Origin of the sequence: Sorangium sp. So ce124 (genome assembly GCF_051525235.1) — a bacterium.
Taxonomy (GTDB): domain Bacteria; phylum Myxococcota_A; class Polyangia; order Polyangiales; family Polyangiaceae; genus Sorangium; species Sorangium atrum.
Genome location: NZ_CP150312.1, coordinates 8,520,538 through 8,541,391, shown reverse-complemented (window position 1 = coordinate 8,541,391; position 20,854 = coordinate 8,520,538). Strand labels below are relative to the sequence as shown.

The 20,854-nt window shown below is 72.0% G+C and carries 16 protein-coding genes and 2 pseudogenes; 5 read left to right on the top strand and 13 right to left on the bottom strand.

The genetic code is table 11. The features are described from left to right. Nucleotides 1-266: 266 nt before the first annotated feature. The 3 genes and pseudogenes from WMF19_RS31800 to WMF19_RS31790 form a co-directional block, all read right to left on the bottom strand. Nucleotides 267-1,862, bottom strand: a complete 1,596-nt coding sequence (locus WMF19_RS31800; protein WP_437893823.1) for a protein kinase domain-containing protein — start codon at nucleotides 1,860-1,862, stop codon at nucleotides 267-269. Beyond that, nucleotides 1,766-2,518: pseudogene (locus WMF19_RS31795) on the bottom strand (formylglycine-generating enzyme family protein); the annotation flags it as partial. The gene WMF19_RS31800 and the pseudogene WMF19_RS31795, both read right to left, overlap by 97 nt. 125 nt (nucleotides 2,519-2,643) lie before the next feature. Then, a pseudogene (locus WMF19_RS31790) lies at nucleotides 2,644-3,345 on the bottom strand (formylglycine-generating enzyme family protein); the annotation flags it as partial. Between the two features lie 376 nt (nucleotides 3,346-3,721). On the opposite strand from WMF19_RS31790, the gene WMF19_RS31785 reads away from it, so the two are divergent. Beyond that, nucleotides 3,722-3,874 carry a DUF4351 domain-containing protein gene (locus WMF19_RS31785; RefSeq protein ID WP_437893822.1) on the top strand — a complete coding sequence of 51 codons (153 nt, stop codon included), beginning with the start codon at nucleotides 3,722-3,724 and terminating at the stop codon, nucleotides 3,872-3,874. 238 nt (nucleotides 3,875-4,112) lie between these two features. Here WMF19_RS31785 and WMF19_RS31780 read toward each other — a convergent pair whose 3' ends face one another. The 7 genes from WMF19_RS31780 to urtA form a co-directional block, all read right to left on the bottom strand. Further along, a complete protein-coding gene (locus tag WMF19_RS31780) occupies nucleotides 4,113-4,337 on the bottom strand; it encodes a formylglycine-generating enzyme family protein (RefSeq protein WP_437901700.1) in 225 nt (74 codons plus the stop codon). Further along, nucleotides 4,232-5,206 carry a formylglycine-generating enzyme family protein gene (locus WMF19_RS31775; RefSeq protein WP_437901699.1) on the bottom strand — a complete coding sequence of 325 codons (975 nt, stop codon included), beginning with the start codon at nucleotides 5,204-5,206 and terminating at the stop codon, nucleotides 4,232-4,234. The genes WMF19_RS31780 and WMF19_RS31775 overlap by 106 nt, the downstream gene beginning before the upstream one ends. 575 nt (nucleotides 5,207-5,781) lie before the next feature. Next, a complete protein-coding gene (urtE, locus tag WMF19_RS31770) occupies nucleotides 5,782-6,483 on the bottom strand; it encodes an urea ABC transporter ATP-binding subunit UrtE (RefSeq protein ID WP_437893821.1) in 702 nt (233 codons plus the stop codon). Nucleotides 6,484-6,488: 5 nt separating this feature from the next. Further along, nucleotides 6,489-7,316: an urea ABC transporter ATP-binding protein UrtD gene (urtD, locus tag WMF19_RS31765; protein ID WP_437323645.1), complete on the bottom strand. Its 828-nt coding sequence runs from the start codon at nucleotides 7,314-7,316 to the stop codon at nucleotides 6,489-6,491. Nucleotides 7,317-7,385: 69 nt separating this feature from the next. Then, nucleotides 7,386-8,519, bottom strand: coding sequence for an urea ABC transporter permease subunit UrtC (gene urtC, locus WMF19_RS31760; protein ID WP_437893820.1), 1,134 nt, complete (start codon nucleotides 8,517-8,519; stop codon nucleotides 7,386-7,388). A gap of 14 nt (nucleotides 8,520-8,533) precedes the next feature. Next, nucleotides 8,534-9,430: an urea ABC transporter permease subunit UrtB gene (urtB, locus tag WMF19_RS31755; protein ID WP_437893819.1), complete on the bottom strand. Its 897-nt coding sequence runs from the start codon at nucleotides 9,428-9,430 to the stop codon at nucleotides 8,534-8,536. 134 nt (nucleotides 9,431-9,564) lie between these two features. Further along, nucleotides 9,565-10,866, bottom strand: coding sequence for an urea ABC transporter substrate-binding protein (urtA, locus tag WMF19_RS31750; protein WP_437893818.1), 1,302 nt, complete (start codon nucleotides 10,864-10,866; stop codon nucleotides 9,565-9,567). Between the two features lie 664 nt (nucleotides 10,867-11,530). Between urtA and WMF19_RS31745 the strand changes: the two genes are divergently transcribed. Beyond that, nucleotides 11,531-12,304: a hypothetical protein gene (locus WMF19_RS31745; protein WP_437893817.1), complete on the top strand. Its 774-nt coding sequence runs from the start codon at nucleotides 11,531-11,533 to the stop codon at nucleotides 12,302-12,304. 491 nt (nucleotides 12,305-12,795) lie between these two features. Then, nucleotides 12,796-13,326, top strand: coding sequence for a hypothetical protein (locus tag WMF19_RS31740; protein ID WP_437893816.1), 531 nt, complete (start codon nucleotides 12,796-12,798; stop codon nucleotides 13,324-13,326). A 209-nt stretch (nucleotides 13,327-13,535) separates the two neighbouring features. On the opposite strand, the gene WMF19_RS31735 is transcribed toward WMF19_RS31740, so the two are convergent. The 3 genes from WMF19_RS31735 to WMF19_RS31725 are packed head-to-tail and all read right to left on the bottom strand — an operon-like array spanning nucleotide 13,536 to nucleotide 18,320. After that, complete coding sequence (locus tag WMF19_RS31735) at nucleotides 13,536-15,347, bottom strand: outer membrane protein assembly factor BamB family protein (RefSeq protein ID WP_437893815.1); 1,812 nt, start codon at nucleotides 15,345-15,347, stop codon at nucleotides 13,536-13,538. A gap of 1 nt (nucleotide 15,348) precedes the next feature. Further along, nucleotides 15,349-16,647: a tetratricopeptide repeat protein gene (locus WMF19_RS31730; protein WP_437893814.1), complete on the bottom strand. Its 1,299-nt coding sequence runs from the start codon at nucleotides 16,645-16,647 to the stop codon at nucleotides 15,349-15,351. A gap of 5 nt (nucleotides 16,648-16,652) precedes the next feature. Continuing rightward, nucleotides 16,653-18,320, bottom strand: a complete 1,668-nt coding sequence (locus WMF19_RS31725; protein WP_437893813.1) for a protein kinase domain-containing protein — start codon at nucleotides 18,318-18,320, stop codon at nucleotides 16,653-16,655. A 332-nt stretch (nucleotides 18,321-18,652) separates the two neighbouring features. Here WMF19_RS31725 and WMF19_RS31720 point away from each other — a divergent pair, with 332 nt between their 5' ends. Continuing rightward, nucleotides 18,653-19,588: an ATP-binding cassette domain-containing protein gene (locus tag WMF19_RS31720; protein ID WP_437893812.1), complete on the top strand. Its 936-nt coding sequence runs from the start codon at nucleotides 18,653-18,655 to the stop codon at nucleotides 19,586-19,588. After that, nucleotides 19,588-20,646, top strand: coding sequence for an ABC transporter permease (locus WMF19_RS31715; protein ID WP_437893811.1), 1,059 nt, complete (start codon nucleotides 19,588-19,590; stop codon nucleotides 20,644-20,646). The genes WMF19_RS31720 and WMF19_RS31715 overlap by 1 nt, the downstream gene beginning before the upstream one ends. The last annotated feature ends 208 nt before the right edge of the window (nucleotides 20,647-20,854 follow it).

The following is a 20,854-nucleotide window of genomic DNA, read 5'->3' as shown; positions in this document are numbered from 1 at the left end:
GCACTCGGCAGGTGAGGAGAGAGCGGGAGACGCGGGCACTGGCGCGGTGGGCGGGCGGATTGGAGCACGAAGGCGGCGAGGTGGGAAGGCGGGGAAGGGGAGGAAGGAGAGGGGAACGGGGCGCCGTGCCGTGCTCTTCACGACGGCGCTCGAACCGCTCGGGGGCAAGAGGAGGTGGAGCTGGGCGCCCAGGGCGCGCACGGTGTTGCCGTGGACGCGGAGCTCGGCGCGCAGGGCGCGAGCCGGCGCTGCCGCGGAGGTACAGCTCAATACCGGCCGTACGGGGAGGTCGATGTCGTTGGCTGCAGCGCGGGCGGCTTCTTGTCGCTCGAGGGCGGCCTGGGGCCCGATAGCGATGGCTTGGCCGCGGGGGCCCGCGACGGCGCACCCGGGCGGAGCGTTGTCGACGTGGGTGCCGCGGAGACTCGCACTGCCGCTATGGACGGCGCGCGTGGCGCCGTCGTCGAGGCGGGAGGAGGCGGCGCTGTGGCGGACGGTTCCGCTGCCGCGGGAGCCGACGCGGGCGCCGGCACGAGGGTTGGTTCGGGCGTCGACGCGGGCGCCGGTGCGAGGGTCGGCTCGGGCGCTGCCGCCGTCGACTCCGGCGTCGCTGCCGCCGTCGTGACGTCAGCCGCCGCCGGCTCACCGCCGCGGCTGGCGCGCAGCGCGAGCCAGCCGCCGCCCAGCAGCACGAGGAGCCCGAGCGCCGAAAGCCCCGCGGCGAGCGGGGCGCGGCTCGGTCTCGACGGGCTGGACAGCATGCCGGACACCGCGACGCCGGTCGAGCTCCCCACGAGCGCCGGACCGGACGAGCGCGCGTCGCGCTCCGCGCCCGCGCTCATCGCCGCCGCCGGGGCCGGCTCGGTCGTGACGAGGGCGGGGGACAACGCCGCCGCGGCGGGGGCGACCTCCGCCGCGGTGGGGGCCGTTCCGGGCCAGGACGGCGGGCTCGGGAACGTCGCCTGGCCGCCGGCGACGGGGACGCCGAGCACCTCGCCGAGGGCCCGCACCGCGTCCGTGGCCCGCTGGAACCGCGCCGCGGGATCGACCGCCGTGGCCCGGGCGAACCACGCGTCGAAGGCCGGCGGCAGCGTCACGCCCATCGAGCGCGCCCGCTGCACCGGCGGCTCCTGCGGGCCGCCGACGGCGATCATCGCGAACGCGAACACGCCGTCGACGGTGCTCGCCTCGGGATCCCAGTACGAGGCGCCCACGAGCAGCGTATAGGCCATCATGCCGAGCGCGAAGATGTCCGCGGCGCCGGTGAGCCTCGTGCGGCCGTGGAACTGCTCGGGGGGCATGTAGATCGGCGTGCCGAGGCTGCTCGTGGCGCCCGCGGCGGTGGAGCCCTCGGCGACGAGCTTGGCGATGCCGAAGTCGAGGATCTTCACGCGGACCGAGCCGTCCTCGCGCTGCGACAGGAAGATGTTCGCGGGCTTGAGGTCGCGGTGCACGATGCTCGCCGCGTGGGTCCGGTCGAGGGCCAGCGCGGTCTGGTAGAGGTAGGTGACGGCCTCGGCGGGCGGCAGGCGGCCGGCGCGCTCGACCCGCTCGCCGAGCTCCTCGCCGCGCAGGAGCTCCATGACCAGGAACGGCATTCCGGTCGCCTCGTCGACGCCCGCGTCGAAGACGTCGACGATGTGCTCGCTCTCGACCCTGGCCCCGATGCGCGCCTCTCGCTTGAAGCGCTCGCGCATCTCCTCGCTCTGGAAGAGGTGAGCGTGCATGACCTTGAGCGCGCGGCGGCGCTCGGTCTCGAGGTGAATCACCTCGTGCACGGCCCCCATCGCGCCGGCGGCGATGAGGCGCACGACGCGGTAGCGGCGCGCGAAGACCGTCCCCTCCGCAAGGATGACCGACACGGGCCGAGGCTCACGCGCCGGGTGGGCGGCGTCAAGGGGACGGAGGGCCGCTGTCCGCCGGTGACGAACCCGGGAGGCAGCGCGCCGCGTGGGGCGCGGGGGGAGGCGGTGCGGTTGCGCCTGCACCCGCGCCGGCTCGGCCCGGGGGAGCCCGCGGCGGGCGCCGCGGGCGCTCTTCGCGCCCCGAGGGGCGCGGCGCCGCGACGGTGGACTGTGGAGCACCACGCGTGGAGCACCACGCCCGGCGCGACCGTGATCGCACCGGCTCCGGGTGTCCTCGCGAGGGGGAAGGTCATCGTCTTCGCGCACCGGGCCCCGACGTCATTGTCGCGGTCCGACGGGTCGTCGTTGTTGCGCGTGGAGGAGAGCAGGGAAGACGCATCGTTGTTGAAGCTCCCGCCGCGGATCACCCGGTCCGAGGCGGGGGGGGTTAAATGGGCACAGTTGCTGCAATATGAGTCGTATGGGTACTTGTACCAATCCAGGACCCACTCCCACAGGTTCCCGGACAGGTCGGCCTGACCCCACTTCCCATCCCCCTTCGGCGACTTCGACCCCACCGCCTGAATATCGCTGAAAGCGCACGAACCGTCGGGCCCGCAGTCATACACAGCGTGATCGGCATCGATCGCGGTTGAGCTCGGCGGATCCGACCATGGATATGCCCGCTGCCCGTCTGCTCCTCCTCCCGCTGCCGCGTAGTTCCACTCCGCCTCCGCGCCAGCCTACCCCCATCCCACGCACAGAACGCGAACGCCACGTACCAGCGCAGGCAGTTCATCGGAAGATGCTCGTTCGCTCCGGAGACATCCGTCCAGGTCTGGTAGGTCGAGTCGCACTTCACCGCGGCCTTCAATGCCGCAGCATCCGCGGGCAGGCTGCTGTCCCACGCCGCGTCCCACCCGCTGCCCTCAATCAGCGGATGCGCACCCGCTCCCGCCGCCGGCTTGCTCCCGGGATACGCCTCCACGAACTTCCGGAATCGACCCACCGTCACCTCGAACCGATCCAGCAAGAACCCGCTCACCGTCGCTGGATACGCTGCGTCGTTGCCCCGGTTGAACGTGCCCCCGGACACCGCCTCCCCCGGCGCGCAGCAGCTCTCGTTGCTGTCAGGGCCGCACGTCTCGGCCAGTCCGACACAGCTCGGCGGCGTCACGCACGTCCCTCCGCGGCACACCGGCGCTGCAGCTCCACACGGCGCCGCGTCCCTCCATCGCCCACGCTCATCGCAGTGCTGCGGCCGGTTGTCCGTACACCGCACCTGCTCCGGCCCGCACTCCCCCGTGCACTTCCCAACCACGCACGTCTGCTCCTCGCATTCCTTTCCCTCGGCGTGCACTCCACGCTCCCGCCCTCGCCTCCGCTCCCGCCCCCTCCCGCGCTGCCTGCCTCCCCGCCGACGCTCGCTGCCCCTCCACTGCCACCGCTGCCCGCTTCCACCACGTGGTAGCTGGGCTCCAGCCCCGCCACCCACCCGCATCCGCCCGCCGTCAGCGCCATCCCGCCCACAGCCATCTCGCGCCCGTCCGCTTCTCCATGCCTTGTCCTACTGCCGACACGCTTCCGCTGTCCACCCACGCCCGTCCTCCACCTCTTGCCCTGCTGCGTCGCCGCACGCTCGACCCGCGCACACCCGTGCTGGGGCGGCAGGCGGTTTCGAGCGTGACGGACACCGCCGAGGCAGTACGAGCGGTCCGTCCTCTCTGCCCTGGCTCACGGCGGCGGCGAGCGGGGCACGCAGATTGCTGCCGCAGCGCTGCCCGCCCTCCGCGACCTCGATGAGGAGAGGGGCAGGCTCCGTCGCGATTCGGCGCGACCAGGGCCGCAGAGAAAGGCGCCTCGAAGGAGAGCGTGCCGTGCTCCTGCGGCAGTTCCGCGCTCGTTTCGGCGAGTTCCCGGAAGCCGCCATCGCCCGAGTCGAGGGGGCCGAGATCGCAGCGCTCGAGCAGTGGGCCGAGCGGGTGCTCAGCGCCAAGACCCTCGCCGAAGTGCTCGACGGGCCGAGCTGAGGACCCCTGCTGGGGATTCCGCCCGACACGCGATGCTGCTGGCGCGCCGGCTCGGGCCCGGGGGAGCCTGCGGACCGCGATCTCCGGCGCTGCAGCCGGGCCGGGGACGGAGCCCCGGATCGCCGGCTCCCTGCGTTGCGGCTGCTATCGCCCGACATCGGCGGTGAGCCTTGCTTGATCAAGAGTTCAAGGATCAAGCTTCAAGGGAAGCGATGCGTTGAGCGAAGTTGATGCCATGTTACCGCGGTGTCCTCGCGCACCGGGCCCCGACGTCGATTTTGCGGGCCGACGGGTCGTCGTAGTTGCGTCCGGAAGAGAGCAGGGTCGACGCAACGTCGTTCCAGCCCCCGCCCCGGATCACCCGATACGAGGCCATGGCCATATTGGCGCAATCTTTGCAGTCGCCTGATGGGTACGGCTCCGCGTACCAGTCCAGAACCCACTCCCGCAGGTTCCCGGCCAGGTCCGCCTGTCCCCACCTCCCATCTCCCGGCGACCTCGACCCGACGGCCTGCATGTCGCCGGGGGGGCGCACGAGGCGTCAGGCCCGCAGCCATACACCGCGTGATCGGCATCGATCGCCGTCGAGTCTGCCGGTTTCGACCATGGATACACGCGCTGCCCGTCCGCGCCTCCTCCTCCCGCCGCCGCGTAGTTCCACTCCGCCTCCGTCGCCAGACGGCCCCCATCCCACGCGCAGAACGCGAACGCCACGTACCAGCTCAGGCAGCTCATCGGCAGGTGCTCGTGATCACCCGCTGCATCCGTCCATGTCTGGAATTCTGACTCGCAATTCACCGCCGCCTTCAGCGCCGCTGCATCCACAGGCAGCTTGCTCGCCCAATCCGCATTCCACCCGCTACCCGCGATCTTCGGGTGCGCACCTGCTCCCGCCGCCGGCTTGCTCCCGGGATACGCCTCCACGAACTTCCGGAAGCGACCCACCGTCACCTCGAACCGATCCAGCAAGAACCCGCTCACCGTCGCTGGATACGCTGCGTCGTTGCCCCGGTTGAACGTGCCCCCGGACACCGCCTCCCCCGTCGCGCAGCAGCTCTCGTTGCTGTCAGGGCCGCACGTCTCGGCCAGTCCGACACAGCTCCGTGGCACGCACTTCCCTGCGTCGCATGCGGGCGTCGCCGCACCGCACGGTTCCGCGTCCTCCCACGACCCGCGCTCTCCGCACCGCTGCGGGCGATTGTCCTCCGAGCAGCGCACGTCCTCCGGACCGCACTCCCCGGTGCACTGCCCATCGACGCACGTCTGACCGACGCACCGCTGTCCGGCCAGCGTGCACTCGTCCTCGCCGCCAGCTCCCCCGGCGCCTTCCATACCGCTGCCAGCTCCCCCGGCGCCTTCCATACCGCTGCCAGCTCCCCCGGCGCCTCCCCTCCCGCTGCCAGCTCCCCCGGCGCCGGCTTCGGCTCCGGTTCCGCCACTGCCTTCTTTCTGCACGTAATAACCGTCCTCCAGCCCCGCCGCCAGCGCACATCCGCCTGCCGTCACCGCCCACGCCGCCCACAGCCATCTAGCGCCCTTCCGCTTCTCCATGCCCTGTCCTACTGCCGCTCGGCGCCCGCTGTCCACCGACGCGCGTCCTCCCACGCGTTCCCTGCTGCGCCGCACGCTCGACATGCGCCCGCCCGTGCCGAGCAGCAGGCGGTGCCGAGCGCGACAGACACGGTCGAGGCGGCCCGTCGCCCCGAGCGCGCCATCCTCCCGGGAGAGGGAGTTCGTGGCGTGGCGGTGCGCGGGGGAGGGCCGATGTCCGAGCCCATTTGACGTCCTCTGTCCGGCGTGCGCAGCGCGCCGGGCAGAGGACGTCCCAGGCGAGTTCGGCGGGGCCCCCGCGCACCGCCACGCCACGAACTCCCTCTCCCGGGGCCGGGCCGCCCTCGAGGGGCTCCTCACACCGCCAAAAACTCCCTGGCGATCTCGTCGTCGAACTCCGCCACGCTCCCCCGCCGCACGATCCCCCCGTTGTCCATGATGAAGTACTCGCTCGCCGTCGAGAGCGCGAAATCCAAAAACTGCTCCACGAGCAGGATCGCCATATCCCCCTTCTTCCCGAGCCCCTTTATCACTTCGCCTATCTCCTGCATGATCGACGGCTGGATCCCCTCCGTCGGCTCGTCGAGCAAGAGCAGCTTCGGCTTCCTCAGCAGCACCCGCGCGAGCGAGAGCTGCTGTTGCTGTCCGCCGCTCAGCGTCCCCGCCGCCCGCGCGTGAAACTTCTTGAGGATGGGGAACATCTCCATCATCTCTTCCAGCGCAGCAGGGCCAGGCGTCGCATCGCTCTTCGCCTCGAAGCCCATGAGCAGGTTCTCTCGCACCGTCAGGTAGGGGAAGATCCCTCGCCCCTGCGGCACATAGCCTATCCCCGCGCGAGCCCTGTCGCTCGGCGACCTCGCCGTGAGGTCCGCCCCGTCGAGCGTCACCTTGCCGCGCCGCGGCTTCAGCACGCCCATGATCGCCTTGAGCAACGTCGTCTTGCCGACCCCGTTGCGGCCCAGCAGGCACGACACCCGCCCTGGCGCGACGTCCAGGCTGACCTGCGACAGGATGCAGCTCTCCTCGTAATAGACCGCGAGATCCTCGACAACCAGCATGCTCGCTACCGCTCCTCCGCCTGAGCCTCGGCCGGCGCCTTGGCCCCGCCGCGCGCGTGCCCCGCGTCGTGCGCCCGCCCGAGATAGACCTCGATCACCTTCGAATCGCGCTGGACCTCCTCGACCGGCCCCTCGCACAGCCGCCTGCCTGCGTGCAGCACCGTCACTGTGCTCGCGTAGCGCCGCACGAACTCCATGTCGTGCTCCACCACCAGCACCGACCGCTGCTTCGCGATCTCCTGGACGAGCTCCCCCGTGCGGTCGCGCTCGCGCCGGGTCATCCCCGCCACCGGCTCGTCGAGCAGGAGCAGCTTCGGCTGCTGCACGAGGAGCATGCCTATCTCCAGCCACTGCCGCTCCCCGTGCGCGAGCACCGCGGCCCGCACGTCCGCGCGCCGCCTGAGCCCGACGCGATCGAGCGTCTCGGAGATCTCCCTCTCTTGCGGTGCCGACAGCCCGCGGAGCAGCCCCGGCGCGCTCTCCCGGAAGCCCATGGCCGCCTCCAGGTTCTCGAGCACCGTGAGGCTCCCGAACACCGCCGGCGTCTGGAACTTGCGCCCGATCCCGAGCCGCACCAGGGCGTGCTCAGGCAGGCGATTCACCTCCACGGCCTCCTGTCCGGACTCCCCACCTCCGTGGAACACCACACGTCCGCTCGACGGCTTCGTCTTGCCGGTCAGGATGTCGAGCAGCGTCGTCTTCCCCGCGCCGTTCGGCCCGATCAGGAACCGGAGCTCCCCGCGCTGGATGGAAAAGTCGAGCTCGTCCAGCACCTTGAAGCCGTCGAAGCTCACCGTTACCCGCTGGACCTCGACGATGTTGCCGCGGCTCATCGCGCTGCTCCTCTCCTCGTCTCCGCGCTCGTTTCCGTGCTCGCTTCCGCTCATCTCCGCGCCTCCCCCTCAGCGCCCCGTCGTCGCCGGCGCCTCTGGGCCCGCCGCCGGGTCGACCTCACCCCCGCCCGCCGGCCCCGCCGCGACGTCCGTGCCGCGGCGCGAGAGCTTCGCGACGTGCCGCTGCAGGAAGCCCGAGACGCCCTTCGGGAGCAGCATGACCGACGCCGCGAAGAGCGCGCCGAAGCCGAGCTGCCACACCTCGGGGTACGACTCGCTGAGCGCGCTCTTGCCCAGGCTGACCAGGATCGCCCCGACGACGGCGCCGATCAGCGTGCCGCGCCCGCCGACAGCCACCCAGGTCACCATCTCGACCGACGGGATCACGCCCATCGAGGAGGGCGAGATGAGGCCGACCTGGCAGACGAACAGCGCGCCCGCGACGCCCGCCATGCCCGCCGACAGCGCGAACACCAGCGTCTTGAGCGTGACCGGGTTGTAGCCGAGGAAGCGCACCCGGTTCTCGTCGTCCCGCATCGCCACGAGCAGGCGCCCGAAGCGCGACTGGGTGAGCTTCCGGCACAGGAGATAGAGCGCCCCGAGGCAGAAGAGCGTCACGAAATAGAGCACCGTCTGCGTCCCGGCTGCCCCCCGCGTGAAGCCGAAGATCGTCTTCAGGTTCGTGATCCCGTTCGTGCCGCCCGTCACCGCCTGCTGGCCGATGAAGAGGATCGACGCGATCAGCGTGAGCCCCTGGGTGATCAGCGAGAAATACACCCCCTGGACGCGGCTCCGGAAGACGAGATAACCCACCGCGGACGCGATCGCCATCGGCAGGAGGACGACGGCGCAGAGGGCCACGACCGGCGAGCGGAACGGCTCCCAGAAGATCGGCAGCGCCTCGAGGCCGCTCCAGCTCATGAAATCGGGCAGCCGCGAGCCGGAGGTCTCCAGCTTCAGGTACATCGCCATCGCGTAGCCGCCGAGGCCGAAGAAGAGCCCCTGCCCGAGGCTCAGCATCCCGCCATAGCCCCAGATGAGATCGAGCCCCAGGGCGACGATGGCGTACGTGAGGAACTTGCCGAGCAGGTTCAGGCGGAAGTCGGAGAGCACGAGCGGCGCGACGAGGAGCGGCAACGCGACGGCGAGCGGCGCTCCCCAGGTCCAGACGAAGGTGCGAAGGGCAGAGTCTCGAGGGGCCATGTCCGTGTCCTCTCCTATCGTGTGCGCAGGGCGAGCAGGCCTGTCGGACGCCACTGCAAGAAGGCGATCACCAGCGCGAACACGAGCGCCTTGCCGAGCGACGCCGTCGTCGAGAGCTCGAGCAGCGTGTTCGCGACGCCGATCACGAGCGCGGCCACCACCGTGCCAGGCAGCCGCCCGAGGCCCCCGAGGATGACCACCATGAAGGCGTCGACGATGTAGTTCGTCCCGAGCGACGGACCGATCGAGCCGAGCTGCGTCAGCGCGCACCCCGCGATCCCGGCGAGCCCGGCGCCGAGCGCGAACGTCGCGGCGTCGACCCGGCGCGCGCGGACGCCGAGGCACGAGGCCATCTCGCGGTTCTGCATGACGGCCCGCAGCCGCCTGCCCCCCGCGGAGCGGTGCAGGTACGTGTAGACGGCGGCGATGCACGCGATCACGAGCGCGATGAGGAAGACCCGCTTGTAAGGCAGCTGCACGCCGCCCGAGAGCGCCACGCCGCCGCTCAGCCACGACGGGCTCGAGACCTGCACGTTGGACGCGCCGAACAGGCTCCGCGCGGCCTGCTGCAGCACGAGGCCGACGCCCCACGTGGCGAGCAGCGTGTCGAGCGGTCTGCCGTAGAGGAAGCGAATCATCGAGAGCTCGAGCAGGAGCCCGAGCACGCCGGCCACGAGGAACGAGGCCGGCAGCGCGAGCAGGAACCAGAGCCCGGCCTCGGTCCCCCCGACGAGCGGCGCGACGTGCTGCCCTATGACGTACGTCGTGTACGCCCCCGCCATGATGAACTCGCCGTGGGCCATGTTGATCACGTTCATGAGCCCGAAGGAGAACGCGAGGCCCATCGAGATGAGCAGGAGGATCGAGCCCAGGCTCAGGCCATTGAAGGCGTGGAGGAGAACTTCGTTCATTCTAGAGCACCCAACCGATCGAGACGCCGCGCACAGAGAGGTTCGAGCTGCGGAGGCACGGAGAGCATCATGACGAGGCCCCGCGCCCTCCGCGGCTCAGCGGTCCGGGCTTCAGGCTTCGCGCCCGCGCCCCGCTACTTCGCGGCCAGCTCCTTCGCCCAGGGATACGCGCTCAGGTACGGATCCGGCTGGACCGGCTTGCCCGAGCTCCACACCTCCTCGATGAGGCCGTCCTTCCGGACCGCGCCGATACGGACCGTCTTCCAGGTGTGCTGGTTCTTCCCGTCGAGCCGGACCAGGCCCTCGGGCGCGGCGTACTCGATGCCTCCGGCCTTCACCGCCTCCTTCACCTTGGCGACCTCGGTCGACTTGGCCTTCTCGACGGCCATCTTCCACAGATAGACCCCGAAGTAGCCCGCCTCGATGGGATCGTCCGTGACGCGCGTGGCGCCGTATTTGGCCTTGTACGCGTCGACGAACTTCTTGTTCTCGGGGGTGTCCGTCGTCTGGTAGTAGTTCCACGAGACGAGGTGTCCGGCGATGTTGTCGGCGCCGATGCCGCGCACCTCCTCCTCGGCGACGCTCACCGAGAGGACCGGCAGCTTGTCGGCGGTGTAACCGGCGTCCTTGAACTGCTTGAAGAACGCCACGTTGCTGTCGCCGTTCAGCGTGTTGAAGATCGCGTCCGGCTTGGCCGCGCTGATCTTGCTGATGATCGTGCTGACCTCGGTCCCGCCGAGCGGCAGGTACTCCTCGCCGGCGAGCTCGCCGCCCTTCGACGCGAGCTGAGCCTTGATGATCTTGTTCGCCGTGCGCGGAAAGACGTAGTCGGAGCCGAGCAGGTAAATGCGCTTCTTGCCCTTCTCGAGCAGGTAGTCGACCGCGGGGACGATCTGCTGGCTCGGCTCGGCGCCGGTGTAGAAGATGTTGGGCGACTGCTCCAGGCCCTCGTACTGGACCGGGTAGAAGAGCAGGCCGTTCAGCTCCTCGAACGAGGGCAGCATCGCCTTGCGGCTGGCGCTGGTCCAGCCGCCGAACACGACCGCCACGGCGTCCTGCTGCACGAGCTTCCTGGCCTTCTCGTTGAACGTGGGCCAGTCGCTGGCGCCGTCCTCGACCACGGGCACGAGCTGCTTGCCGAGCACGCCGCCCGCCTTGTTGATCTCCTCGATGGCGAGCAGCGTCGCGTCCTTCACGGCCACCTCGCTGATCGACATGGTGCCGCTCAGCGAGTGGAGGACGCCGACCTTGATGGAGGCGCTGTCCGAGGCGGGCGCCGCGGGCGTCGTCCCGGGCGCAGGAGCCTCCTCGTTCGCCTTGCCGCACGCAGAGAGCAGGGCCGCGCCGGCGAGCGCCGCCATCGCGACGCAGAGCGCCCGACGCCGAGAGGTGCCCGCCGCCGGCCGATCCTCAACGTCCAACCCAGACGTGTACATATTCAACGCATCCTCCTTGGGTGCCGGGGGCGCGTCCAATGCCCTGCATCGACGCGGCGCGGCGATTCGACTGCACAAGAGCCGTTGGGAGTTCGGGAGCCGGCCAGTGGAGACTCCCGGCTGGACACACCGGAGGGCCGCCCTGCGCAGCAGAGCGCGGTCCCCGGACAAGGGCCAGCCACACGACGTCGTGGTGAAAGGCCTTATGCCGAGTGGCATGTTTCGTCGAGGTTTCGTCGACGTGAAATGTCGCCCGGCCGGGAGGCGCGGTGCGTTTTCCGCGGGCCGTTTGGATTTCTGACCACAAAGCGCGTCGCGCGATCCATCGTTGTTCCCGTTCCGCTCGAGAATCGCTCCGGCTCCGGTGTGATGCACCGCACGCGGGGCGCGGGGCGCGGGGCCGTTGCACGCGCACGCTCGACCTCGCCCCGGGTCGTCACGCCCGATGTCGCTTGAGCCGACACGGTGTGGGGCGCTCTGGCCGCTGCGCGCACGAGCGCCGAGCGCTCCGGCGCTGTTGCGAGCTGTTGCGAGCTATTGCGATGATGTGCGCTCTCCAGTGCAATAAAAAACTTGTATCAAGAGCGGTAAATGGCGAGTACACTGGTAGATGCTGTCTGCGCCCTGTGCTCGGTCGACACGGAGGGCAGGCGGGGTGGAGCGTATGAGAAGCACCAATCACTTGCCCGGCGAGACGGATGGCCGATCCACGAGCGGCGGAGCGGCGCCGGACGGCGTTGCGGCCGGGCCGCGGGACGAGAACTCGGTGGTGATCTCCCTGAGCGCGTTGCTCGCGGTGGAGAAGGCCGCCACCACGACGAACGGCGCGCGGGCCGATCACGGCGCGAGGAGCTCCGGGATGGCGGATATCCACGGGTCCGCCGCAGGCGACGGAGAGCGCAGCAGCTACCTGGAGATCTTTCCGTTCGGCGTGCCTTCCGAGCTGCCGGCGTTCAGGCCACCCGATCTCACGCCCGTGCCGTCCGAGGTCCCGATCGACCTGCGCCCGCCGCGCGCGCGACGGGCGGCGGGCGTGCGCTACGGAATCGTGGGCGTCCTCGCGGCGGCCGCCGTTGCCGGCGCGGTGTGGTTCGGCGCCCCGCGCGAGACGCTCCAGGCCGCTGCGCAGCCCGGCGTGCGGCACGCGGCGAGCGCGGCGCTGACGCAGCTGCCGAAGGTGGAGGCGAAGGTCGCGGCCGCGCCCGCCGAGGCGCCTCCGGCCAAGAAGAAGAAGGGCGACAAGGCGCGCGAGGGCGGGGCGAAGGCCCCACCCGCCGCCCCCGCAGCCGGGGGCAAGGCCTCGGCGAAGCGCGCCGCGGGGAGCAGTGGACCGGCGGCCGCCGCCCCGCCGGCGAGCCCAGGCGGCGCGCGTACAGCGGGCGACCCCTGCAAAGGCGACCTCGACTGCGCCATGCGGCGCGCCGCGGGCGGCTCGTAACGCCGCGCGCGCAAGCAGAAGGGCCGAGAGCTCCCCGCCGTTCCATCGAGATCTCGATCGTTCGGAGCGCGACAGGCCACCAGCGAGCTCTGGTTGGCGCTTTCTGCCTCACCTTTGCCGTCGAGGTCGCCCGCGTGCCCAGCGCGTTCCCCTGGAGCAGGTTATCCACGCAGAGCCGCTTGATCTCCCGCACCTGCCCTGTGCTAGGGTCTGCTCCTGTTGCATAAAACGGCTGACAACCGATCTGTCCCGGTGGATTGTGCGCACATTGTGCAGAGACATGCGTGCTCCTGGCGCGGCCGCTTGCGGCGCGGAGGCGCAGCTGTAGGCACGAAGCAGATACCATCACGTAAAATTCTGGTGTAGGAACAGCGCCCGGCGCCGACGGTGGCGTTGAAGTGCACAGGGAGCGTGGCCCGGCGACGTCGCTCGACGTGTAGTGCCGAGTTACGAGCCGCGCGGCGCGACCCTACTCGTCTGGAGGTGGATTCATGAAAGCTTTCGGTTTCGCAGCGATCCTGATCAGCGTGGGTATGATGGCGGCCTGTACGGTCAAGAGCGGTGACGGCGACACGAGCGGCGACGGCGGCTCGGGCGCCTCGGGCTCGACGACCACGTCGTCGGCCACCACGGGCGAGGGCGGATCAGGCGGGACGGGCGGAGGCGAGGGCGGCGCGGGGGGCGGGGGCGAAGTGTGCGCCGACGCCGAGACCGCGGACGATTGCTCGGACTGCTGTGATGAGACGTACGCGGAAGGGGTGGAGGCCCTCGGGATTCACGGGTTCGAGCAGTGCGGTTGCGCGGCTGACTCCGCGTGCGCCAGCGTGTGCGATACCACCGATGCCACGAGCGACGTCTGCAATGATGACGGCACCATCAACCTGGATGCGAACAACGCCGACTGCGTGGCGTGCCTGAATGACCTCGCCGAGGACGATGCCTGCATCGAGGCCGCCGCGGCCGCCTGCGAGGACGACGCGGCGTGCAGCCCGTACCTCGAGTGCCTGGGCACCTGCCAGTGATGGCCCTCAGGCGCCGAGCCGGCGTCGTGCGTCATCGATCCTGAGGTGATCCGAGCCGGCCGGACAGGACAGGCGATCTCGTCGAGATCGCCTGTCCTGTTTTGTCGCGTACCGTCCTGCCGGCGACCATCGAGGGTCGAGCGCGCCGAGGAGCCCCCCTGCGATGAGCCGTCCTGGCGGATGATACCCTGCCGGCGATCGTCGGCGCCCTACGGCGAGAGCCGCGCCACCAGGATGTCGGACCAGGTCGATTCGGCCGTGGCGCCGTCGAGGTCCACGCTGCCCTCCACGGTTCCGGCCAGCAGGATGTGGCCGCGGTCAACGAACGACGCGACCCCCGCCGCGGACCGGCTCCCGCCGCGGGTCCCGGCGGCCGCGCTGAGCCGCTTGCTCCACACGTGGCGCCCCCCGGCGTCGAGCCGCGCAACGACGATGTCGCTGCCGCCACCGGCGCCGTCGAGCGGCCCCCCTCCGAGGTTGGTCGGGCCATCGACGTCGCCCGCCAGGACGAGCCCGCCGTCCGCCTCGAGCGCGAGGCGCGGCGGCCGCTCCGCGGGGTAAGCCCGGCTGAAGCGGTGCTCTCGCGCAGGCCCGAGCTCGGCCACGAACGCCGACATCCCCTCCGAGAACAGCGCGCTGCCGCCCAGATCGAGCAGGCCCTCGAACGTCCCGCTCAGCGCGATCTCGCCGCCCGGCCCGATCTCGATGTCGCCCCCGTGCTGCCGGCGGCCGTCGCCGAAGGCCAGCGACGCGACGTGCTCGCCGCGCTCGTCGAGCTTGGCCAGGAACACGTCGCTCATCCCCGCGGACGAGAGCCGGGGCGCCTCCTCGCCAAGCTGGAGCTCGCCTTCGAAGGTCCCTGTCATGACCACATCGCCGCGCGGGTCCACCGCCACACCGGTCGGCTCCTGGTTCCCCGCGCCGCCGAACTGGTGCGTCCAGAGCTGCAGGCCCGCGGCGCTGAGCTTGGTCACCGCCACGTCGGTCCCGCTGGGCTCCATCAGCGTCGAGACGACGACGACCTCGCCTGCCGCCGAGACCGCGACGTCCTGCGGCCTGCCAGGGAGCCTCGCCCCCCAGCGCAGCCCGCCCCCGGCGTCCAGCTTGATCACGAAGCCCTGCGGCGCGTCGGCGGTGAGCCCCACGGCGCTCATCACCCCCACGAGCTCGCCCGTGATAGCGACCTCTCCCTCGAGATCCACCGCGAGCGCCTGCAGCGAGCCTCGCCCCTCGTCGACGAGCCGGCGCGTCCACGCCACGGCGCCGTCCGGATCGAGCCGCGCCACGAAGACGTCCTGCTCCGCGCCGGTCGCGACCTGCCCTGCGCCGAGATCGAGGGAGCCCTCGAACTCGCCGCCCAGGATCGCGAAGCCCCCGGGGCCCGCCGCGAGCGCGCGCGCCCTCTCCTGGCCTGCGCCGCCGAGGAGCGCGCCGAGCGGTCCGCCGGGGAGCACCGCGCCGCAGTCCCATCCGCCGTTGCAGTCCTCGTCGGCCGGCGTCGTGCAGTCCTCGACCCGCGGCGTGACCTCGCCGGCGCAGGCGCCCCACCGGCCGTCGACGCCGCACGTCCGCTGGCCGGCGCTGCACGCGCCGACCCCCACGGTGCCCGGCGGTCCTCCGTACGGGCACGGCTCGACGGTCCCGGGGGCGCAGGCGCAGACGGCGCTGCCGCCGTCGGCCGCGGGATCCTCGGGGCGGCCGCCGTCGCCGTCCGCCTCGTCGATCGCGCCGTCGCAGTCGTCGTCGGCCGCGTTGCCGCAGCGCTCCGGCGCAGGCGTCACCTCGCCCTCGCAGGGGCCGTAGCCGTCGCCGGCGGCGTTGCACCGCATGAGGCCGGTCTGGCAGGCGCCGACCCCCTCGGTCGCCGGCGGCCCGCTGTAACAGGCGATGGTCGATAGCGGCACGCAGCCCTCGTCCACGAGGATGCCGTCCTCGAGCCCGAGCAGCGCGTTGCAGCCGGCGCAGCCGAGCGCCACGAGGGTGAACCGCAGGCCGAGCCCGGTCGTGCCGCGTACGCCCACGTCAATAACTCCCACCCACGACGAGGGAGAACGCGCCGGGGCCGGCGGCGGCCGTCGCCGTGGCGCGGCGCGAGGGCGGGCCGGCGGGGCTGGGCGGGGCGGTCCAGAGGAGCAGGCCGGCCGCGAGCAGCGCGGCGGTGCCGGTCGAGAACGCGATCGTCGAGGCGGTGCCGGCCTTCTGCGCGTCCTCGCGCAGCGCGACCCCGACGGCGTCGCAGCGGCTCCGCGCGTCGCAGTGGCCCCGGTTCGAGGCGTCCCTGCGGGCGATCGCCTCCGCGCCGAACACGGCGCCAAGGCCGAGCCCGACCAGGCCGGCGCCGCCGGTCGCGAGCGCGATCACGCGCTGCACGCGCCCTGCGCCGGCGTCGCCTCCGCGGTCGTCGATCGGCAGGACGGGAGGCGCATGCGTCCTGGGGCCTCTCGGCGCGGCGGCGAGCGCGCGAGGAGGCGGCTCCTGCGCCAGGAGGGGCAGCTCGATGACGATGCCCGCGCCGTCGGGCGGGACGACGCGCACGACCGACCAGCGCTTCCTGCCGGGCGCCTGCGCCTCGATCGTGTGTGTCCCCGGGTCGACCGGGAGCGCCTGTCCCCACTGGGAGGGCAGGAGCAGCACGCCGTTGCGGCGGATCTCCAGGCCCGGCGCGGCGCTCCCGGGGGGCACGGCGATCGCCATCCGCGAGAGCCGCGGCTCGAGCGCCGCCGCGAGCGCGGCCGCGCGCGCGGCGCGGGGATCTCCCGCGCTCTTCGCGATGGCCGCGGTCTCGCTGAAGACGTTCCAGGCGCCCGCGGTTCTGCCTGCGCGCGCGAGGCACTCGCCGAGCCGCAGGAGGAGGTTGAGGGCGGTTGGATCGAGCGTCCGGCCCTGCTCGAGCATGGCACACGCCTCGGCGATGCGGCCCGCCTCGAGAAGGCGCGTCGCGGCCTGATAGAGCGCGAGCACCTGCTCCTTGTGCCCGCCCGGCTGTCCCGGGTCGGGTTTTGGCTGCTCCAGGTCGGGCTGTCCCAGGTTGGGTTTGATGTGTCCCAGGTTGGGCTGTCCCGGGTTGAGCCGTCCCGGGTTGGGTTTGGCCTGTCCCGGGTTGAGCCGTCCCGGGTTGGGTTTGGCCTGTCCCGGGTTGAGCTGTCCCGGGTTGGGCTGTGCCAGATCAGGGCTCGTCTGTGCCATGTCGGACTGCGCCGGACCGGGCCCGCCAGCGTTGCCGCTCGCCGGCGCGATCGACAGCGACAGGGCTGCGAGGGCGGAGGCGAGCCCGCGCGGGCGCGAGCAACAGGGGACCTTCGGCAGGGCTCCTCGGCGCATGGCGATCACCACGGGCTGTCCGGCGCGCCCGCCGGCGCCGCGGCTTCAGCGCCGCTACCGGGCGTTGCCGCGAGGGACGGCGCGCCTGCAGCCGCGCCCCGGGCGGGCGCCGGCGCATCCGCCGCCGTCCGCACAGCGGCTCCAGCTGCGGGCGCCGGCGAGGTCTCAGACGCGCGCGCCCCGCGCGCTGGCGCGCGCTGCGTACTCCCCGCGGCCGCCCGCGCGGGCGGCGCGGTCCTCGTGGACAGGACGGCGCCGGCTCCGCTGCGCGCGGCCGGGCGCGCGCCTCTGGCGTCGGCCTGGGGAGCGTCGCACGCGCTGGCAGCGCCGTCGTGCGGTGCACCTTCGGCCATGTCATCGGGCTCCTGGAACGACCTGGCTGCCACCGCGTTCCCCTTCGGCACCGCGGCGAGCCCCTGCGGCACCGCCGCGAGGTGCTGCGCGCCGGTGCCGTCGGCCCAGGTCAATCCCGCTGCCCGTGGCCACCCGGGCGACAGGAGGATCGCGGCGAGCGTGGCGCTCGCGGAGACGGCGCCGGCCGTGGCCGCCAGCCAGGTTCGCCTGGGGCGGCGGCCTTCGCGCCGCGTCTCGGCAGGCCCGGAGGACGTCGTGGGCGGCCTCGCGGAGATCGCGGCCGGCCGAGCGGAAGTCATGGCCGGCCGCGCGGAGGTCATGGGCGGCCGCGCGGCGGTCGTGGGTGGCCCATCGTCGAGCCACGTGAACGTCGGCTGGCTCCGGTGCACCCCCGTGGGCAGCGTCGCGTCGGGCGCTCCGCGCAGCGCGAACGGCGCGAGCGCGGCGGCGAGCTCGCGGGCCGAGGCCGGGCGGCGCGTCCGGTCCTTCTCGAGGCAGCGCATCACGATCTCCTCGAACCCCTCGGGCACATCGGCGCACACGCTCCGGAGCGGCCGGGGCGCCTTCTCCGACACGACCAGCACGAACTGCTCCAGCGTCTCCGCGCCGAACGGCAGCGTGCCGCTCACGAGCTGGTAGAGCACGACCCCGAGCGCCCACAGATCCGCGCGCAGATCGATGTCCTTGGGCGTCAGCATCTGCTCCGGCGCCATGTAGCGGCGGGAACCCATGACCGACCGCGCCGTCGTCATCTCGAGCCCGTCGTGCTCCGGCTTCGCGCTCGTGAACTTCGCGACGCCGAAGTCGAGCACCTTGAGGAGCGGCGTGCCGTCGGTCCGGTACGTCAGGAACAGGTTCGCGGGCTTGAGGTCCCGGTGGACCATCCCGAGCGCGTGCGCCTCCGTCAGGGCAACGCAGGCCTGACGGACGTACTCCGCCGCCTCGTCGACCGGCAGCCGCCCGCGGCGCTCCAGGATCGAGCGGAGATCGTTGCCCGAGAGGTGCTCCATCACGATGTACGGCACCGGCAGCGCGATCCCCGGCCTCGGGGCGAGCGCGCCCAGGTCGTAGATCCGCGGCACGTGCTCCGTCTTCATCCGGAACATCCCGCGCGCCTCGCGCTGGAACCGCCTCAGCAGCGCCGCGTTGCCGCAGTGCTCCGGCCGCATGAATTTGACGGCCACGAGCTCGCCCAGCGACAGGTGCCGCGCCGCGACGACGGCCCCCATCCCGCCGATGCCGAGCGGTCGCTCGACCCGGTAGCGGTCTGCGATGACCTCGCCGCAGTGCACGGGCACCACTCCCTCTTCATCGCTCACCACGCGCCCCCCACTCCGTCGCTCTGAGCTTGCAGACCGGCCAGCCGCGATCTCGGACCGGATGGTTCCTTGCAGGGCCGCGCTCGACGCGCTCGCCGCAGGTGTCTGGTGAGATTCGATTCTCCGGAGAGGCGATACGTCGCGTCGTCTGTCGAATTTTCCGGCGCTCCTGTGGGCGCGTGGAGGTGCGCTTCGTCTGCTGAGGGCGATACGAGGGCGCCTCCGCCCAGCACGCGTCGTCGCGCCGGAGGCCGTGATGGGCCGCGCCGAAGGCCGGGATGGATTGAAGTGTCCCGGTTCCTTTCTGCCGTCCTCTGCGATACAGACGCGCCGTGTCTGCCTCTCCCGCCCTGGTCTGCCGCGGCCTGGTCAAGCGTTATGGGGACGTCGTGGCCGTGAACGGGCTCGACCTCGAGGTGCAGCGCGGCGAGTGTTTCGGTCTGCTCGGCCCGAACGGCGCGGGCAAGACGACCACGGTGGAGATCCTCGAGGGGCTGAGCCGCCCCGACGCCGGCGAGGTCGAGGTGCTGGGCGAGCGCTGGGTGGGGGACGGCATCGCGCTGCGCGCCCGGCTCGGCATCCAGCTCCAGGAGACGCGCTTTCCGGACAAGCTCCGGGTGGGCGAGGTGATCGCGCTGTTCCGCAGCTTCTACCCGCGCGGCATCGAGCCGGAGCAGGCGCTGCGCTGCGTGGCCTTGCAGGAGAAATCGAGCGCGTTCGTGCGCGCGCTCTCGGGCGGGCAGAAGCAGCGGCTGTCGCTCGCCTGCGCGCTCGCGGGCGATCCGGAGGTGCTGTTCCTCGACGAGCCGAGCACCGGCCTCGACCCCGCGTCGCGCCGACAGATATGGGCCATCGTCGAGGATCTGAAGGCCCGCGGCCGCACGATCCTCCTGACCACGCACTACATGGAGGAGGCCGCGCGCCTCTGCGACCGCGTGGGGATCGTCGATCGCGGGCGGCTGCTCGCGCTCGGCACGCCGGCGGCGCTCGTCGCCTCGCTCGGCGCCGAGCACGTCGTGGAGGTCGAGGTGGACGCGGAGATCGCCGAGGAGGAGCTCATGGGGCTGCCGGGCGTGGAGGCCGTGCGCTCCGCGCAGGGGGCGCTCCGGCTGACGGTGCGCGACGTCGCGCGCGTGATCCCGCCGCTGCTCGCGCTCTGCGCGGCGCGCGGGGCCACGCCCAAGCGGCTCGCGACGCACCACGCGAGCCTGGAGGACGTGTTCATGGCGCTCGCCGGGCGGACGCTCGCGGACGACGGGGCGGCGTGATGGCGCGGTGGCTCCGCTCCCTGCGCGCCTCGTCGCTCGCGCTCCTCATCCGGGCGCGGGTCGCGGAGTTCCTGCGCGAGCCCGAGGCGATCTTCTGGATGTTCGTGTTCCCGATCCTGCTCTCGTCGGCGCTGGCCGTCGCGTTCAGGGATCAGCCGGCGGAGCCCGTGCGGGTGAGCGTCGAGGAGGGCGCCGGGGCCGAGCCGCGGCGCGCGGCGCTCGAGGCGTCGGGGCAGGTCGTCCCGCGGGTGGTCCCGCGGGCGCAGGCGCAGCAGGAGCTCCGGACGGGCAAGGCCGCGCTGGTCGTGCTCGCCACCGATCCGCCCACGTACTGGTTCGATCCGGCGCGGCCGGAGAGCCGCCTCGCCCGGCTCGAGGTGGACCAGGCGCTCCAGCGCGCGGCGGGCCGCGCCGACGCCTTCCGCCCCGCCGCGCTCGAGGTGACGGAGGCCGAGAGGGGCTCTCGCTACGTCGATTTCCTGGTGCCCGGGCTGCTCGGCATGAACGTGATGCTGACCGGGATCTGGGGGATCGGGGTCGCGATCGTGCAGCAGCGCATCGGCAAGCTCCTGAAGCTGTTCGTCGCGTCGCCCATGCCGCGGTGGCAGCTCCTCGCGTCGCACCTCGGGGCGCGGCTCGTGTTCCTGGCGCTCGAGGTCGCGGCCCTGCTCCTGTTCGCGGTCCTCGTGCTCGGCGTGCCGATCGCCGGCTCGCTCGCGGCGCTCGCGCTGGTCGCCGTGGTCGGCGCGCTGTCGTTCGCCGGGGTCGGCCTCCTCATCGCGGCGCGGCCGCGGACCCTCGAGGGCATCTCGGGCCTGGGCAACCTCGTCACGTTCCCGATGTGGATCTGCTCCGGCGTCTTCTTCTCGGCCGATCGCTTCCCCGACGCGATCCAGCCTTTCGTCCAGGCCTTGCCCCTCACCGCGCTGAACGACGCGCTCCGCGGCGTGATGCTCGAGGGCGCGCCGCTCGTCGCGATCGCGCCCGAGCTCGCGCTCCTCGTCGTCTGGGGCGTCGCGACCTTCGCGCTCGCCCTCAAGCTCTTCCGCTGGGAGTAGCCCCCGCGGCCAGCGCCACCGGGCCACGGTGCGCGAGCTCACCGGCGCACGCTGTGCGCCAATCGATCTCTCGCTGAGCCAGCATGTCAGTCAACCTGCGTCGAGGTGGCGGCGCAGTCCTCGTGAGGCTCGCATGATCCTACCGTGTGTCCATATTTTCTGTTCGGGACATTGACCTTCCAAAGTGGCGCGGTCCTGTATTCGTGTA